This window comes from Caballeronia sp. GAFFF1 (genome assembly GCF_023630705.1).
In the GTDB taxonomy this organism is placed as follows: Bacteria; Pseudomonadota; Gammaproteobacteria; order Burkholderiales; family Burkholderiaceae; genus Caballeronia.
On sequence record NZ_JALQEM010000013.1, the window covers coordinates 135,338 to 149,916 of the forward strand.

Sequence of the window (14,579 nt, forward strand, 5' to 3'; positions counted from 1 at the left end):
GGAATTTTGGAGCGTAAAACTAACAGAGGCCCGGCAGTAATTCGTCAAGAACTATAAGATTGCGCAAAAATTGAAACGCGGCGGAAGGACGCCGCAGCACGGGCGCGGATGTCGGTGCCGCTTGCAGTCCATCTCAAAACCCCGCAAGCTCTCGGTTGCGGCGCGTGACGCGCGCCGGTCTGTGAAACGAAGAGGTCCCATGTCCGACAAATTGACGATGAACGAAGAGCGCAAAGGCTCCGATAACCCCGACCTGCTGTATCTGCTGCAGGGCGCCGAAGACTTCAGCCGGTTCGTCTTTCCCGACCGCGAGGCGCTTTTCAAGAGCCTCGCTCATCAGCAGGCGCCGCATACGCTCTTCATTACGTGCGCCGACTCGCGGGTGTCGCCCGAGATGATTACCCAGACGCACCCGGGCGAGCTTTTCGTGTGCCGCAACATCGGCAATATCGTGCCGGCCTATGGGGAAATGCTCGGAGGCGTTTCCGCCGTGGTGGAATTCGCGGTGCTGGCGCTGAACGTGCGCCAGATCGTCATCTGCGGCCACTCGGATTGCGGCGCCATGAAGGGCCTCGCGTCCGGCGCGACCATTGCCGATGAGATGCCGACGGTCCACGCGTGGCTGCGCAACGCGGAAGCTGCGCGCAGTGTCGTCATGACGAAGAAGCTCGACCAAAACCGCGTCGTGCAGGCGATGGTCGAAGAAAACATCCGCCTTCAGCTCACGCATCTGCGCACGCACCCGGCGGTGGCGGGACGGCTCGCGCTCGGCAAGCTACAGGTGCAGGGCTGGGTCTACGACATCGGACAGGGCGAGGTGTCCGTGTTCGATGAGAACGCCGGCGCGTTCCAGTCCATTCCGCAAGCACGCGAGCGGCTCCTGCACAGCGGCTCGCGCTGACAGGAGCAGAGTCGCTGCAGGGGAAAAGGCGGCGCGGCGGCCCACGCCGCGCCGGCCGTTTCGCTGCTCATGCTTACTGCACGCCCTTCTTCGAGGCGAGGTCCTGCGCCATCTTCAGGTGTTGCTCGATGGTCGGCAATGCCTTCTGCGCGGCCTTCTTCAGATCCGCGTTCTGGCCGCCTTCGGCTTCCTTCTTGAAGGCTTCGACCGCTTCCTGGTGCCCTTGCACGCCGACCTTCTGGATATAGGCGGTATCGAACTCCTTGCCCTTCAGCCCCTTCAGCGAGTCGAGCATGGCGGTGTCCGAATTATCCTTCGGCACGGCGATGCCGTGCGGCGCGGCCATCTTGAGCTGCATGGTGAGCTTCGTGTGATCGACCATCATGTGATGCGCGAAGCTCTTCACATCCTTGTCTTGCGATTGCTTGGTCGCGAGCTTGCTGGCGTCGATTTCCGTGGAACTGGACTTCGACGCGGCCTGCACGAATTCCTTGTCAGGCGAAGGCAAGTCGTTGGCCATCGTGGTGCTGGCCGCCTGCGTCTGCGCGAGCGTGACTGCCGGCGCGGCGGCAAATAGCGCCGATGCCAGCGCGGTGAGCAGAACTGCATTGCGTTTCATTGATGCCTCCTTTGGCGGTGATAGCTCCCTTGGATAGCAATGGCGATGCCACGCGATCGAGGGCGGCCGGCCTTCCGGAATAGCTATTGCTACTCTCCGAGTGCTGGCTTGCTACACTTCCCTTCTCAATTTCTTTACCGAAACGCCATGCCTGTCTACGACTACGCGTGCTCCGAATGCGGCGCATTCGAAGCAGTCCGCCGTATCTCCGAACGCGACGACCCCGCCGCCTGCCCCACATGCGGCGCGACGGCAGTGCGCGTGACCGTCGGCGCGCCGTCCGTCGGGAGCAGCGGCGGCGGCTCGCAGCCCCAGAACGACGACGTCGGCAGTTACGGCATGCGGCATCGCGGCGGCTGCCTCTGCTGCTGAACGGTCCTCGCGGATGCGCGCGCCGGCTCCGACGCGCGGCTAGGCATACGCGTTGCACTTCCCTGCAAACGCGCCGCGCGGCGTATGATGAAAGCGGCACCGGGTATGCCAGCACCCGGCCGCTTCGTCCCGAGCGTGACGGTCAGCGTGCATCAAGCCTTTCCACTTTCCCTTTTTTTCCCAACGTTTAACTCAAACGAATAACAGGAGGTGATCAGGATGACGATAGAGTTCAGCGGGCGGCGTCATGTGGTAGCGGCAGCGCGTGTCGCATTCGAAGCGTCGGTGGACGGCCGCGAAGTCTGGTGCAGCGTGTCTCTCGACGCGCTCAACGACCACTTCGGTAACAGCGGAACCTCGTCGCACGCCATCTTGAGCGCGTTCGAAGGTGGACGTCTGCAGATCGAGGAAGCGGCGCGCCGGGCGCTCGAGCGCAATGGCGGTCAGTCGGTGGAACTCGAAACCAACGACTTCAAGAAGACGGCCTGAACATTCTTATATCGACGCCGCCGGTCGGATTGATTCAATCGACGGCAGCGTCGACGCTACGGCGCGACGTCGCTTGCCGCAATGTCTCGGCACGCGAGAATGCGGCAACGGGTGCATTACTCAGCAGCCAAAGCTCGCGACAGATCCGTCGCAGCCGGCTGCTCGCAATGCGTCGCGCGGTTCGGTGCTAAGTTCGTGGCGAGCGCCGATCAGCAGCGGCTCCTACCCTGCCACACGTTCCTCGCGCTGTAGTTCCGCCAGGAAGTGCTCAAGCGCATGCCGATGCCATTCGTCGCCTGCCGCTGCCGGCCCGTCGCGCCGATGCGCGTGTCCACGAATTCCGCCTGCCACCGCCAGAACATCACGAGCGTGACAGCAGCACCGCCGATTCGCGTGATGGCGAAACCGCGTATGGCAAGCGTGAGCGCGAGACAAACGCCTGCGATCGCTTCGGGATGCGCAGTCAGTACGCGTGCCGATGCGCGTGCCCATGAGAAGCGCCTGCGGCCGCCGGGACGACATGGGCCCGAACGCAGCCGCAGCATCGCCAGGTCACGCGGTTTCGAAACGCGCATGGCAAGCATGAGCGCGAGACAAACACCTACCTCTGACTTGAAATGCGCAATCAGTGCGCGTGCCGACGCGCGTTCTCACGAAAAGCCCCAGCTACCGCCACGACGACGTGAGCTGACAGCAGCCCCAGCATCGCCGATTTTTCGCGGTTTCGAAGCCGCGCGTGGCAAGCAAGAGCGCGAGATCAACGCCTGCGTTCGATTCCGAATGCGCAAACTGTACGCGGCGCTGCTTTCATCGGTGTATCAGCAGGACCGCCTTGCGTGACGTCCGTAGTTAGCCGCTCGCGTGGACTTCGCTCGTCGATACATTCATAGCGGTCCGGCGCGGTGATGCGCACCGCGCCGTCCATCGCTGCGAAGCATCACGAGGCCCGCCGCGCCCCATGCAGCATTAGCGCGCGATCAGCAGCCCTACGATCAGCCCGCCTATCGCCGCCATCGCGATGGACTTCCACGGGTTATCGTGCACGAAGTCGTCGGTGCCTTCCGTGACCAGCCGATAGCGCGCCACGGCGACATCCTGCGCCCCCGAGATGACGCGCTGCGCCCGGCGGCCCGCCGACAGCCGCTCAGGACGCAACGGACTGCCCTGCCCTTGCGCCGAGGCCGACGCGGGCTGCGCAAGCACGGCCGGACTGTCGCCGCCCTCCAGCACGCTGCCGTGCGCATGATAAGGCGCGGGATAGGGAGCATTACGCGCGGGCTGTTGCGCAGCGCCGGGCGCGTGCGCCGCCGCGTTGCCCTCGCCGCTCTGCTCCATGCCGGGCCCGAGTGCGGCGTCCATCGCGCGCTCCACGGCCTTGCGCGACACAGCGGGTTCGCCCGGCGATGCCGTGGCGTTCCCCTTTGCATTCACGTTGCCGCTGTCATTGGCGTTGACGTTCTCCATGGCGCTCTCCTTTTGCGTCGTTGATGTCATGCGTGAGCCGTTCTTCGTCCTGCCAGCAAGAGTCGCACCGACGATCGACGCGCGCCAGTCGTCCGTACCGCATAAGCCCGACGCCAGAGTGCGTGCCTGCGAATCGCAATTTCTTTCACATACCGGTGAGAAATGCTCGTTTGCCGACGCCCGGCCGCGCGCCTACGATGCTCCTCCATCGGATGAAGCCGTCGGCTCGCGCATCTTTCGTTTCAGGCCGCAGCGAAGCATCGCGCGTTGGCGCGCCGCTACGATGGCTTCATCCATTCTTTACGCGAAGCCCGTCATGAACCCTGTCAATCTGGCCCAGTTGCTCCTGCTCGCCGCGCTGTGGGGCGGCTCATTTCTTTTCATTCGCGTGGGCGTGACCGATCTCGGCGTCGCGCCGCTGATGGCGCTGCGCGTGGGCATTGGCGCTGCCTTTCTCCTTATCGTGGTGATATTGCGGGGCTCGCCACGCGAGGCGTTCGCGACCATGCGCGAGCGCGCGTGGCCGCTTTTCGTGGTCGGCGTCTTCAACTCCGCCGCGCCGTTCTGTCTCTTCGCCTATGCGGAATTGACGTTGACCGCCGGCGTCACCTCCGTGATCAACGCGACGACGCCCCTGTGGGGCGCGCTCGTCGCCTACCTGTGGCTCGGCGATCGTTTGAGCCGGCTGCGCGTCGCGGGGCTGGCCGTCGGTTTCGCGGGCGTGATGGCGCTCGTGTGGGATCAGATGTTCGTTCACGACGCCACGACACCCGCTATCGCGCCGATGACGACGGCGCTCGCGGCCCTCGCCGCGTTGGCCGCGACGCTCTGCTACGGCATCGCCGCCAGTTACACGAAGCGGTATCTGACAGGTGTCGATTCGCTGACCGTGGCGGCCGGCACGATGAGCGCAGCGACGCTCGTGCTGCTACCGTTCGCGCTCGTCGCGTGGCCTGCCGGCACGGTGTCGCTCAGCGCGTGGGGCGCGGTGCTCGGCCTCGGCATCGCGTGCACGGGCGTGGCTTACATGGTGTTCTTCCACCTGATCGCGGTCGCCGGACCCGCGCGGGCGATTACCGTCACGTTCGTGATTCCGATATTCGGGATTCTGTGGGGCGCGCTTTTTCTGGCCGAGCGCGTGTCGGCCGGCATGGCCGCGGCGTGCGCCGTCGTGCTGGCGGGCACCGCGCTCGCGACGGGCGTCGTCAAGCGCGTGCCGCTCGTACGCGAACGCCGCGCGGCATGCGCGAAACAGTGAACGCCGCGCGCGAAGCGCCGCCTATCGCCACAAGCGCGCGAGCGGTCCGCCTTCTCCGCCGACCGGATCGCTTTTCGGAAACGGGAGGGCTTCCATCGCGCGCCGCTCGTCGTCGGAGAGCGCGTCGCGGCGAATGTCCCACTGCTGGTCCGGCGGGTACGCGCCGATCACCTGAAAGCGGCGTCCGCTTGTCAGCAGGCAATGCCCGGTGCCGGCAGGCAGGATCAGGGCATCGCCTGCGCGCAGCGCGATCACGCGCCCGTTCGGCCCGCCGATGATCAGTTCTGCTTCCCCTGAGGCCACGCCCAGCGCCTCATGCGCCGTCGAATGGAAATGGTGATAGTCGAAGACGCTGTCGCGCCATTGCGGCGGCCAGCCGTTCTGCGCAAAGAGCGCCTCGAAGCGGCTGCCGCAGTCGCGGTCCTGAGGATCGATCGCGCCGTGCCAGACGAGTACCGGCAGGCGCGCGTTGTTCGGCACCCAGCTGTTCGCCGCGAGCATGAACGACTCGCAGCGGGCGTCGGCCGCCTGCTCGGTTTCGGTGTGCTCGGCCATATGCGTATCTCCGTGGAATCGGGAGCATCGCAGCAACGGCTGTTCCTGTCGCGGGCACTGCTTTATCGCTTTTCCACGCGTTGCCGGTTTACGGAAATTGGCGGCCGTGCCAGTGTCCATATCCGCCGAACCCGACGCCGGGCGATAGTCATCGCGTTTCCGCGCGTCGCCGGCTCATCGAGATTAGCAGCCGTGCCAGTGTCCATATCCGCCGAACCTGACGCCGAGCGATAGTCATCGCGTTTCCGCGCGTCGCCGGCTCACGGAGACTAGCGGCCGTGCCAGTATCCTTATCCGCCGAACCCGACGCCGGGCGATATTCATCGCGTTTCCATGCGTCGCCGGCTTACGGAGACTAGCGGCCGTGCCAGTGTCCATATCCGCCGAAGCCGACGCCGAGCGATAGTCATCGCGTTTACGCGCGTCGCCGGCTCACGGAGATTAGCGGCCGTGCCAGTGTCCTTATCCGTCGAACCCGACGCGGAGCGATAGTCATCGCGTTTCCGCGCTTTTCCGGCTCACGGAGACTAGCGGCCGTGCCAGTGTCCGTATCCGCCGCATCCGACGCCGGGCGATATTCATCGCGTTTCCATGCGTCGCCGGCTCACGCAGACTAGCGGCCGTGCCAGTGTCCGTATCCGCCGAACCCGACGCCGACCGATACCGACGGCGCGTAGTACGCCGGCGCATAACCGTAGCCGTACGCGGGCGCATAGCCGTAAGCCGGCGCGGGCGCATAGGCATACGGCGGCGCATAGACGCAGCCGCTCAATGCCGCCGCGAGCGCGAGCGTCGCGGATACGATAGCCAGGCGCGGCATGCGCCTGCCCGGCGTGGTGTTGGTGTGCTTATTCATGATGTACGCTCCCCGACGTCCGCTCTCACCAATGGCGATGGCCATAGCCGCCGTGATGCGCGTACCAGTCGCGACGGTCCCAATAGCGGGAGCCGTCCCAGTAACGATCGCCGTGCCAGCCGACGACGATCGCCGGCGCAGGCGCGACCATCACGAGCGCGGGTTGGTACACGACGGGCGGCGGCGCGGGCTGCTCGACATAGACGGGCGGCGGCGCGTACACGGGTGGCGGCGCGGCGTACACCGGCGCAGGCGCTGCATAGACCGGCGCGACCGGCACGCCCAGATTGACCCCGATGCTCACTCCCGCGAATGCCGCCTCGCACGCGAGCGCGGCGCATGCGGCGACTCCGAGTCCGATAGTTGTTTTGACGTTCATGTTGTCCTCTGCCTGACGGCCGCAGCACGGCCATGACCGCATGTTAGGCGCGCGCGTCGGGCCTTGCGTTACAACGCCTGTAACAGATGTGAACGTTGAAACGAACGGTCGATCTGCGCCGTATCGCCCGCCGAAAGCGCAGCGGCGATGCTGGCGCAAGCGGTTGCGCGCTCGGGCGCCCGGTGGGATAGTGCGGGCTTCGTCAAAATGGTTGCGAGCGAATGGACCTGTTGCGAAGCATGCGGATTTTTGCGCGCGTGGCGGAAGCATCGAGCTTCACGGCGGCGGCGCAACAGTTGGACATCACGACGGCGCAGGCATCGCGGGCCATCACCGATCTTGAGACGCACTTGCGCACGCGGCTTCTCAATCGCACGACGCGGCGCGTCGCGCTGACGGATGCCGGCAACCGCTACCTTGCGCGATGCAAGGAAGTGATCGAGCTAGTCGATCTGTCTGAAGCCGAAGCCGGCGATGCCCGCGTGCTGCCGAGCGGCGTGCTGCGCATGCATGCGCCGATCACGTTCGGGCATCACTATGTGGTGCCCGCGCTCACGCGCTATCTGGACGCGCATCCGCAGGTTCGCGTAGAGCTGACGTTGTCGCAGAACGTGCCCGACATGCTCGACGAAGGCTACGACGTCTTCGTGCAGGTGACGACAACGGCGCTGCCCGACTCGGCGCTCGTCTCGACCCGCATCTGCTCGATGCCGAGCGTGCTGTGCGCGTCGCCGCGATATCTGGAGCGGGCGGGCGTGCCGCGCGATATCGACGATCTGTCGAAGCATGCGTGCCTGCAACTCGTCACCACGTTCTTTCCGGTCGATCGCTGGGCGTTCGAGGGCCCGCGCGGACGCGCCGAGGTGGATCTTCCGCCGGGGCGGCTGCGGGTGAATTCGGCGGATGCGCTCGCCTTCGCAGTCGCGGATGGCTTCGGCATTGCGCCGCTGCCGGCGCTCTCCGCGCTGCCGTCCATCAGGAGCGGTGAACTTGTGCGCGTGCTTCCCGAGTGGGAACTGCAAACCATGACGATCTACGCGATGTACGCGTCACGGCAGTATCTGGATGCGAAGATCAAGACGTGGGTGGCGTTTCTGAAGGAATTCGTCGAGGGGACGCTGGCGGAGCAGATGGGGTGAGGGTGTGGGGAGGTGGGGTGGTGGGTGGCGCTTGTGTGTTGCGTTCGACCGATCTGGCATTTGCCGTTTGGCATTCTGCATTCGGCATCACGCATGCCTTCAACCTTTGCCATTTGGCGTTCGCCGTCCCCCACTTGGAACAACTCACTCCCCACAAAGACGGCCACATCACCCCACCACCGACGACCGCCGCCCCGCCCGCTTCACGCCTGCGTCGCCTGCACCGGCACTACGGGAACCACCGGCACCAGTCGCCCTTGCGCAGCCGCCCGCACCGTTCCAGCAATCAACCCCGCGATCACGACGTTAGCCGCGATAAACGAAGCCACCGCGATCCATTCCACCGGACCCTGCGCCCCGCGCTCGAGCATGCGGATCGCCATTGTCGGCAGCGCGGCCACGCCGAAACTGAACGCCCAGTACGAAGGCGTGAACGCGCGCTGACGAATCCACGGCACGAGGCGCGTCAAAATCATCGCTTGATAGAGGCCGTAGCCGAGCAGCATGTACGCGAAGACATCCGGCACGCCGTGCGTGATCGCGAGATACGACACGCCTCCCACCACCGGCGGCGCGAGCTGGATGCCGAGCGTCGGGCGCAGCGCATCGGCGAGCGGCTCGTGCACGGCGGCGCGATGCAGCAGAATCGATTCGATCGCGAGCCACGAGAATACGCCCGCGCCGAAGAACAACGCGCCGAGTTGCGTCCAGCCGAAAGCCGCGGCTGCCGTGCTCGCGACGAAGCTCGGCGCGACGGTCGGCAGATACATCGCCGGGGTCGTCAGTTCTGGCTTGCGGCCGCCTTGCCAGAAGCGCCCGTGCAGGAACGCCCCGAGCGCGAGCTGGCTCGCGACGCCCACGACAAAGAGCCCGACCGCGAGTTCGCGCGAAACGGCCTGAACCGCTTGCGCGGCGAGCATCGTCGATACCGGAACCAGCGCCGCAAACGACGACTGCACCGGATGCCGCATCTCCGCAATGGCCTCGTCGCGCTCAGTCAGCCACTTGCGGCCATAAGCGGCGAGAAGCGCGATCCATACGACAAGCGCGCCGGCCGTCAGCAGGTCCGGCACGCCGTGCGGTATATGCCACACGCGAGCAGCCGCGCGCCATGCGCCCGCCAGCGCCAGCGCGCCCACCGCGATGCCGAAGAACGCCACCGGCATCGGACCGGGACGGGTTGCAGGTTGGTTCTTGTCCATTGCCTTCTCCTTTTCGGATGACGGAAGCGCGCGGTTGCGTTCTTCGTCGTTGGAGAAAGCTTAGTGGCGAGGGCCGGCGGCGCGAATGTCGCAACGTCTCGTTCGGCTGCTCGATCGTCTCAGACTCGCGGCGGCCCGCGGCCCGACAGTGCGCGTAATATGCACCGCATGATTCACGCGAGGAAACGGCACGATGGCATATCGGTTCGCACGCACGCTTGTCACCCTGGTTCCGCTCGCGCTCGCCGCCTGCACCGGCCCCGTCGAATTTTCGGCGAACGCGAATCCGCCGCCTGCCAGCGGATCCGGCAACGCCGACTTCAGCGCCATGGACCGCGCGATGGACACCTGCAAAGCCTCGTCGCGCAAGGCGGGCCCGGGCCGGTGCGCGCAGGTTCGCGCTTATGAGGCGTGCATGAAGACGCAGGGCTACATCACCGTGCTCGGTCCGGAGAATCCGCCGAACTGCGGGCAACCCGACTGGGAGCAGGATGTCCGCCGCTGGCTGAAGTAAGTTCGCGTGAAAGACACGGCTGCGACGACGGCCATATGCCGATGTCCGACGTGGCGAGCGACACGCCCGGCATGCAAATGTCGGGCGCCTCGCTGGGCCGAGGACTCGCCATTGCTGCGGGCCGCTGACTCGGCCTCAGCAATGCCCCGCCGAGGCTTGCCACAAGCCTCGCCTTCGACCGGCGAGAGCGCGAGATGGCCGTGAAAGCGCATCACGTGCCGGGGCGCCGGCAGCAGACCGTGCGGCTGTGCGATACCGCAATGGTTTCCCGCACATGGAGATGCATCACGCAAGCACTGGGCACCTTTCCGTTGGCATGTGCCGCAGGCAACATCCGCGTCGTCCGCTTGCAGCGCCTGGCGGTGTCGTCGCGTGAACGCGCCGTTCGCATCAAGTACGCCGCGCAACGCGCATGAAGACGATATAAAGCAACGCCCCCGCCACCGCGCCGATCAGCCAGCCGAGGTTGTTCGCGGGCAGCACCTTGAGCAGTTGCGTCGAGAGTTCCCAGCCGACCGAGATCACGCCGGATACGATCAGCGCCGCGAGCCCGACCTTGTTCCAGCCGCCGTCGTAGTAGAAGCGCGAACCGGGCTGCATCGTGTACAGCTCGCCGGCATTCACGTGCTGACGCTTCACGAGGTAATAGTCGGCGATCATCACGCCATAGAGCGGCGCGAGCACCGCGCCGAACACCGACACGAAGATCGTGATCGCCTTGGGGCTATCGACGAAGATCCACGGACACACGACCACCGCGAGCACCGACGCGATCAGCCCGCCCTTCTTGAAGTCCACGTGCTTCGGGAACAGATTGGCGATGTCGTAGGCCGGCGATACGAAGTTCGCGACGATATTGATGCCCATCGTCGCGATCACGAACGTAATGCTGCCGACCGCCACCGCGAGCTTGTTGTCGATGCGCGAGACGATCTCGACCGGGTCCATGATCATCGCGCCGAATACTTTCTCGCTGCCCGCCGTGACGATCACGGTGATGATGGCGAACGCAATGAAGTTGAACGGCAGGCCCAGAAAATTGCCGATTTTCATCTGTCGCTCGCTCTTCGCGAAGCGCGAGAAGTCGCCGAAATTCAGCAGCAGCGCGGCGAAATAGCTCACGACGAGCAAAACGGCGTTCACCATCGCGTGCAATTGCTCGTCGCCCGGCAGCACCTTTCCCGAAAGCGTGAGATTGAGGCTCCCGAGCCCCGCGCGATACAGAATCCATCCCATCAGGAAGAACATCACCACGTACACCGCCGGCCCGCAAAAGTCGATGAACTTGCGGATGATCTCCATGCCACGCTGAAAGATCACGAGTTGCAGCAGCCACATGAAAAGAAAGCTGACCCAGCCGAGCATGTCGAGCCGCAGAAAGCTCGTATCGCGCAGCGCCGCGGCCGACGGCACGAAGAGCAAGAGCAGCGTGGCCACCGCCTTCGACGCGAAATACGTCTGCACGCCATACCAGACAATGCCCACGACGCCGCGAATCAGCGCGGCGAGGTTCGCGCCCATCACGCCCATCGAGACGCGCGCCATCACGGGGAACGGAATGCCGTGCACGAGGCTTGGCTTTCCGACCCAGTTCATCAGCACATAGACCACCAGAATGCCGATGGTCATCGCGAGGAGGACCTGCCAGCCCGAGAGCCCGAGCAGAAAGAGGCTCGCCGCGAACGTGTAGCCGCCGACGCTGTGCACGTCCGACATCCACATCGCGAAGATGCTGTAGCCGGTCCATGTGCGCCGCGCGCGCGGCACGGGCGCAAGGTCATGGTTGTAGAGGCGCTCGTCGGCGTCGGCGACATCGACATCGGCGCCCGGACCGAGAGCGGAGGTACTAGCGACGTGCGAAGCTGGCATGATCGTCCCCTCTGTTCAAAGCGTCGAGCCGCATTGAGCCGCATTCAGCCGCTTCCAGCAGCGTTGCCTGCAACGCAAACGGCCGACAAATGAAAGCGCGATGGAGATGCGAATCGCCAGATCCGGGGAAAAAGCGCGCGGGCCCGGCCACGGCGGGCACGCGCCCGCCGTTACAGAGAGATTAAAGTAAAACGGCGCGCTTGCCGATATGCGGGGCATGAGAAAAAAACGCCTTCCCGCCCGCGATGTGAATCTCGCCTTCGCCGCTGCCGCCGAAGCCCTCGCGCTCATCTGCCGGTTGCGCCGCATCGACGCGGCCGATCTTCCGGCCCAGGACGTCGACGCGCTGCTCGACATCGCGTTCGAAGAAGCCGCGCAGCAAGCCGCCGCACGCCGCACGAAGGCGCATCGCGCGGGATAAACATAGCTTCGGGCGTGCAAGTTGCTTGGCGGCTTGTCGTCCCGTCGCCCTGAACATGGGGCTGGCGATCGTGCGGGGGCCGCACACGCGCCGCGGAGGTTCCATGTCGAAGATTCTCGGCCCCGTGCTCGGGCCACAGATCAAAAGCGTCGCGCGCCATCCGCTCGCGTTTCTCACGCGAACGGTGAAGGCGTTCCGCGCGAATCAGGGCATGCTGCTCGCCGGCGCGGTGGCGTATTACGCGCTGCTTTCCATCGTGCCGCTCCTGATTCTCATCGTGATCGTGCTCTCGAAGTTCGTCGGGCAGCAGGAGTTGCTGGACACGCTCGCGCATCTGCTGGAATGGCTGGTGCCGGGACAGGCGCGCGCCATCGTGCGCGAACTCGCCAACTTTCTGACGCATCGTGCGGTGATCGGCTGGCTGCTTCTCGTCACGATGATCTTCTTCAGTTCACTCGCCTTCACCGTGCTCGAAAATGCGATGTCGGTCATCTTCGTGCACCGCGTCGCCATCCGGCGGCGCCACTTTCTCTGGTCCGCCCTGCTGCCGTACTGCTACATCCTGTTTCTCGGCGTGGGCATGCTGATCGTCACGCTGGTGTCAAACGGCCTTCAGGCGATGGGCGATAACAGCGTCACCCTGCTCGGCTTCGAACTGTCGCTCAAGGGCGCGTCGCGGCTTCTGCTCTATCTGCTCGGCGTGGCGGGCGAAGTGTTCGTGCTGACGTCCATCTATCTCGTGATGCCGGTGGGGCGGCCGTCGTTCAGGCTCGCGCTGCTCGGCAGCATTACCGCCGCCCTGCTGTGGGAGATCACGCGCCACGTGCTCGTCTGGTACTTCGCCACGCTTTCGCAGGTGAGCGTCGTGTACGGCTCGCTCACCACGTCGATCGTCGTGCTGTTCAGCCTCGAAGCGCTCGCGACGCTGCTGCTCTTCGGCGCGCAGGTCATCTCGGAGTTCGAGCGGTTCGGCTTGCCGCAGCCGGAGAAGCCGCCCGCCTTTCGGACCGACTGACACGCTGCACGATGCCCGCGCGGCCCGGTTGGGATACATTGGGCGCGTTGCCATCGCCGGGACTTTCGATGGACGAGCCCTATCCCGACGCTTCGTCGCCGGCGCGCACCGCCACGCTCGCCGCGCTCGCAATGCTCGCGTTCGCCGGCAATTCGCTGCTATGCCGCCTGGCGCTGAAGGGCACGCAGATCGATGCCGCGACGTTCACGTTCGTGCGCATCGCGTCGGCGGCGCTCGTGCTGTGGTTGATACTCGCGGCGCGCGGCGGCGATGCGCGGCGCGCCGGAAGCTGGGCCTCGGCCGCGATGCTCACGCTCTATGCGGTCGCCTTCTCCTATGCCTACGTCGCGCTGTCGGCCGGCGCAGGCGCGCTGCTGCTGTTCGGCGCGGTTCAGGCGACGATGATCGGCTACGGTCTCTTTCGCGGCGAACGGCTCACAGCGCGTCAATGGCTCGGCCTGACGCTGGCGCTCGCCGGCCTTGTCTGGCTCGTGCTGCCGGGACTGGCTGCGCCGCAGCCGTTGTCATCCGCGCTGATGCTCGTGGCCGGCGTCGGCTGGGGCGTGTATTCGTTGCGAGGCCGTGGTCTCGCCGATCCAGCCGCCGCGACCGCCGGCAATTTCCTGCGCGCGTTCCCGATCGCGGCGGCGATTTTCGCGCTCGCTTACCGGCACGCGACGTTCGACGCAGCCGGCTTCGGCTATGCGCTGGCCTCGGGTGCGCTTACGTCGGGACTCGGATACATCATCTGGTATGCGGCGCTGAAGACGCTCGAGCCCGCGACCGCCGCGACCGTCCAACTGAGCGTGCCAGTGCTCGCGGCGGCAGGCGGCGTCGCGCTGCTCGGCGAGGCGCTCAGTGTCCGGCTCGTCGTCAGTTCGGTGGCGATTCTCGGCGGTATCGCGCTCGTTATCGCTAGTCGCCGAAGACGTTAGAATGGGCGGCGCCGCATGCGTTCGCCGCTTGCGTCTGTGCGCAAGGCAACGAAACGAAGCCTCGCTGATCTGAGGAATGGCGATTGCGGTCGGCTGGCCTGCGCGATGCTACGGTAGTATTCGGTATTCGCGCGGTCACGTGCGGCAGCCTCATGCGCAGTGTGGCTTGCGGCTGATAGCGCGCGTCGCGCAACACCGTGGCTGCTGGCAATTGGCAGATTTTGCCGGCCTGCGGCAAGCCTTACATCGTTGCAGGCCGAACGGCCGGTTCTCCGCGCCCCGATGAGCCACGCTCGGAACTACGCCGTCGAGATCGGCCGCACGCTTTTTCAGTTTGACCATTCATTTCGAATGACGCGCGCAGCGTAAGGACTCTCGTCCGCTTCGCTCGAGCGCTTCATCCGGCTTCCTGCGGCGACCCGCGCACGAGCACGCGCGCGGTGGGTGTCCGCCGCTGATGTACATGTTCTGGAGAGCGCAGCCATGCCTCACCACGCTGAACTACCCGAAGAGCCGTGGGGGGGGGGGGGGGGGGGGGGGGGGGGGGGGGGGGGGGGGGGGGGGGGGGGGGGGGGGGGGGGGGGGGGGGGG

The 14,579-nt window shown here is 65.6% G+C and carries 17 protein-coding genes; 10 read left to right on the forward strand and 7 right to left on the reverse strand.

Annotation, left to right across the window (positions count from 1 at the left end; genetic code table 11):
• Positions 1-199: 199 nt before the first annotated feature.
• Positions 200-901: a carbonic anhydrase gene (locus tag NCR37_RS06865; protein WP_250472336.1), complete on the forward strand. Its 702-nt coding sequence runs from the start codon at positions 200-202 to the stop codon at positions 899-901.
• Positions 902-974: 73 nt separating this feature from the next.
• Here the strand turns inward: NCR37_RS06865 and NCR37_RS06870 are convergent, their stop codons facing one another.
• Positions 975-1,520, reverse strand: a complete 546-nt coding sequence (locus NCR37_RS06870) for a DUF4142 domain-containing protein (protein ID WP_250472337.1) — start codon at positions 1,518-1,520, stop codon at positions 975-977.
• 147 nt (positions 1,521-1,667) lie between these two features.
• Here NCR37_RS06870 and NCR37_RS06875 point away from each other — a divergent pair, with 147 nt between their 5' ends.
• From NCR37_RS06875 to NCR37_RS06885, 3 genes are all read left to right on the forward strand, one after another.
• Positions 1,668-1,892, forward strand: coding sequence for an FmdB family zinc ribbon protein (locus tag NCR37_RS06875; RefSeq protein ID WP_250472338.1), 225 nt, complete (start codon positions 1,668-1,670; stop codon positions 1,890-1,892).
• A gap of 219 nt (positions 1,893-2,111) precedes the next feature.
• Entirely contained in the window at positions 2,112-2,381 is a 270-nt protein-coding gene (locus NCR37_RS06880; protein WP_175940343.1) for a DUF1488 family protein, read from the forward strand.
• A 276-nt stretch (positions 2,382-2,657) separates the two neighbouring features.
• Positions 2,658-3,221, forward strand: a complete 564-nt coding sequence (locus NCR37_RS06885) for a hypothetical protein (protein ID WP_250472339.1) — start codon at positions 2,658-2,660, stop codon at positions 3,219-3,221.
• 126 nt (positions 3,222-3,347) lie between these two features.
• Here NCR37_RS06885 and NCR37_RS06890 read toward each other — a convergent pair whose 3' ends face one another.
• Complete coding sequence (locus NCR37_RS06890) at positions 3,348-3,845, reverse strand: ElaB/YgaM/YqjD family protein (protein ID WP_250472340.1); 498 nt, start codon at positions 3,843-3,845, stop codon at positions 3,348-3,350.
• Positions 3,846-4,161: 316 nt separating this feature from the next.
• On the opposite strand from NCR37_RS06890, the gene NCR37_RS06895 reads away from it, so the two are divergent.
• Positions 4,162-5,103 (forward strand): DMT family transporter, encoded by a 942-nt coding sequence (locus NCR37_RS06895; protein WP_250472358.1) that lies wholly within the window; start codon positions 4,162-4,164, stop codon positions 5,101-5,103.
• A gap of 21 nt (positions 5,104-5,124) precedes the next feature.
• On the opposite strand, the gene NCR37_RS06900 is transcribed toward NCR37_RS06895, so the two are convergent.
• The 3 genes from NCR37_RS06900 to NCR37_RS06910 all read right to left on the reverse strand — a co-directional run bounded on the left by NCR37_RS06900 (position 5,125) and on the right by NCR37_RS06910 (position 6,893).
• Entirely contained in the window at positions 5,125-5,658 is a 534-nt protein-coding gene (locus NCR37_RS06900; protein ID WP_250472341.1) for a cupin domain-containing protein, read from the reverse strand.
• Between the two features lie 613 nt (positions 5,659-6,271).
• Positions 6,272-6,514, reverse strand: coding sequence for a hypothetical protein (locus NCR37_RS06905; protein ID WP_250472342.1), 243 nt, complete (start codon positions 6,512-6,514; stop codon positions 6,272-6,274).
• 25 nt (positions 6,515-6,539) lie between these two features.
• A complete protein-coding gene (locus NCR37_RS06910; RefSeq protein ID WP_250472343.1) occupies positions 6,540-6,893 on the reverse strand; it encodes a hypothetical protein in 354 nt (117 codons plus the stop codon).
• Positions 6,894-7,114: 221 nt separating this feature from the next.
• Between NCR37_RS06910 and NCR37_RS06915 the strand changes: the two genes are divergently transcribed.
• A complete protein-coding gene (locus NCR37_RS06915) occupies positions 7,115-8,032 on the forward strand; it encodes a LysR family transcriptional regulator (RefSeq protein ID WP_250472344.1) in 918 nt (305 codons plus the stop codon).
• 203 nt (positions 8,033-8,235) lie between these two features.
• On the opposite strand, the gene tehA is transcribed toward NCR37_RS06915, so the two are convergent.
• Positions 8,236-9,234, reverse strand: a complete 999-nt coding sequence (gene tehA / locus NCR37_RS06920; protein WP_250472345.1) for a dicarboxylate transporter/tellurite-resistance protein TehA — start codon at positions 9,232-9,234, stop codon at positions 8,236-8,238.
• Between the two features lie 193 nt (positions 9,235-9,427).
• Here tehA and NCR37_RS06925 point away from each other — a divergent pair, with 193 nt between their 5' ends.
• A complete protein-coding gene (locus NCR37_RS06925) occupies positions 9,428-9,748 on the forward strand; it encodes a hypothetical protein (protein WP_250472346.1) in 321 nt (106 codons plus the stop codon).
• 390 nt (positions 9,749-10,138) lie between these two features.
• Here the strand turns inward: NCR37_RS06925 and NCR37_RS06935 are convergent, their stop codons facing one another.
• Positions 10,139-11,617: an NCS1 family nucleobase:cation symporter-1 gene (locus NCR37_RS06935; protein ID WP_250472347.1), complete on the reverse strand. Its 1,479-nt coding sequence runs from the start codon at positions 11,615-11,617 to the stop codon at positions 10,139-10,141.
• Positions 11,618-11,834: 217 nt separating this feature from the next.
• On the opposite strand from NCR37_RS06935, the gene NCR37_RS06940 reads away from it, so the two are divergent.
• The 3 genes from NCR37_RS06940 (at position 11,835) to NCR37_RS06950 (ending at position 13,988) form a co-directional block, all read left to right on the forward strand.
• A complete protein-coding gene (locus NCR37_RS06940; RefSeq protein WP_175940354.1) occupies positions 11,835-12,038 on the forward strand; it encodes a hypothetical protein in 204 nt (67 codons plus the stop codon).
• A 103-nt stretch (positions 12,039-12,141) separates the two neighbouring features.
• Entirely contained in the window at positions 12,142-13,053 is a 912-nt protein-coding gene (locus tag NCR37_RS06945; RefSeq protein WP_250472348.1) for a YihY/virulence factor BrkB family protein, read from the forward strand.
• Between the two features lie 68 nt (positions 13,054-13,121).
• Positions 13,122-13,988 carry a DMT family transporter gene (locus NCR37_RS06950; protein ID WP_250472349.1) on the forward strand — a complete coding sequence of 289 codons (867 nt, stop codon included), beginning with the start codon at positions 13,122-13,124 and terminating at the stop codon, positions 13,986-13,988.
• Positions 13,989-14,579 lie beyond the last annotated feature (591 nt).

Coding starts and splice junctions, on each gene's coding strand:
- NCR37_RS06865 (WP_250472336.1), top strand. CDS start 200: ATGTCCGACAAATTGACGATGAACGAAGAGCGCAAAGGCTCCGATAAC.
- NCR37_RS06870 (WP_250472337.1), bottom strand. CDS start 1,520: ATGAAACGCAATGCAGTTCTGCTCACCGCGCTGGCATCGGCGCTATTT.
- NCR37_RS06875 (WP_250472338.1), top strand. CDS start 1,668: ATGCCTGTCTACGACTACGCGTGCTCCGAATGCGGCGCATTCGAAGCA.
- NCR37_RS06880 (WP_175940343.1), top strand. CDS start 2,112: ATGACGATAGAGTTCAGCGGGCGGCGTCATGTGGTAGCGGCAGCGCGT.
- NCR37_RS06885 (WP_250472339.1), top strand. CDS start 2,658: ATGCCGATGCCATTCGTCGCCTGCCGCTGCCGGCCCGTCGCGCCGATG.
- NCR37_RS06890 (WP_250472340.1), bottom strand. CDS start 3,845: ATGGAGAACGTCAACGCCAATGACAGCGGCAACGTGAATGCAAAGGGG.
- NCR37_RS06895 (WP_250472358.1), top strand. CDS start 4,162: ATGAACCCTGTCAATCTGGCCCAGTTGCTCCTGCTCGCCGCGCTGTGG.
- NCR37_RS06900 (WP_250472341.1), bottom strand. CDS start 5,658: ATGGCCGAGCACACCGAAACCGAGCAGGCGGCCGACGCCCGCTGCGAG.
- NCR37_RS06905 (WP_250472342.1), bottom strand. CDS start 6,514: ATGAATAAGCACACCAACACCACGCCGGGCAGGCGCATGCCGCGCCTG.
- NCR37_RS06910 (WP_250472343.1), bottom strand. CDS start 6,893: ATGAACGTCAAAACAACTATCGGACTCGGAGTCGCCGCATGCGCCGCG.
- NCR37_RS06915 (WP_250472344.1), top strand. CDS start 7,115: ATGGACCTGTTGCGAAGCATGCGGATTTTTGCGCGCGTGGCGGAAGCA.
- tehA (WP_250472345.1), bottom strand. CDS start 9,234: ATGGACAAGAACCAACCTGCAACCCGTCCCGGTCCGATGCCGGTGGCG.
- NCR37_RS06925 (WP_250472346.1), top strand. CDS start 9,428: ATGGCATATCGGTTCGCACGCACGCTTGTCACCCTGGTTCCGCTCGCG.
- NCR37_RS06935 (WP_250472347.1), bottom strand. CDS start 11,617: ATGCCAGCTTCGCACGTCGCTAGTACCTCCGCTCTCGGTCCGGGCGCC.
- NCR37_RS06940 (WP_175940354.1), top strand. CDS start 11,835: ATGAGAAAAAAACGCCTTCCCGCCCGCGATGTGAATCTCGCCTTCGCC.
- NCR37_RS06945 (WP_250472348.1), top strand. CDS start 12,142: ATGTCGAAGATTCTCGGCCCCGTGCTCGGGCCACAGATCAAAAGCGTC.
- NCR37_RS06950 (WP_250472349.1), top strand. CDS start 13,122: ATGGACGAGCCCTATCCCGACGCTTCGTCGCCGGCGCGCACCGCCACG.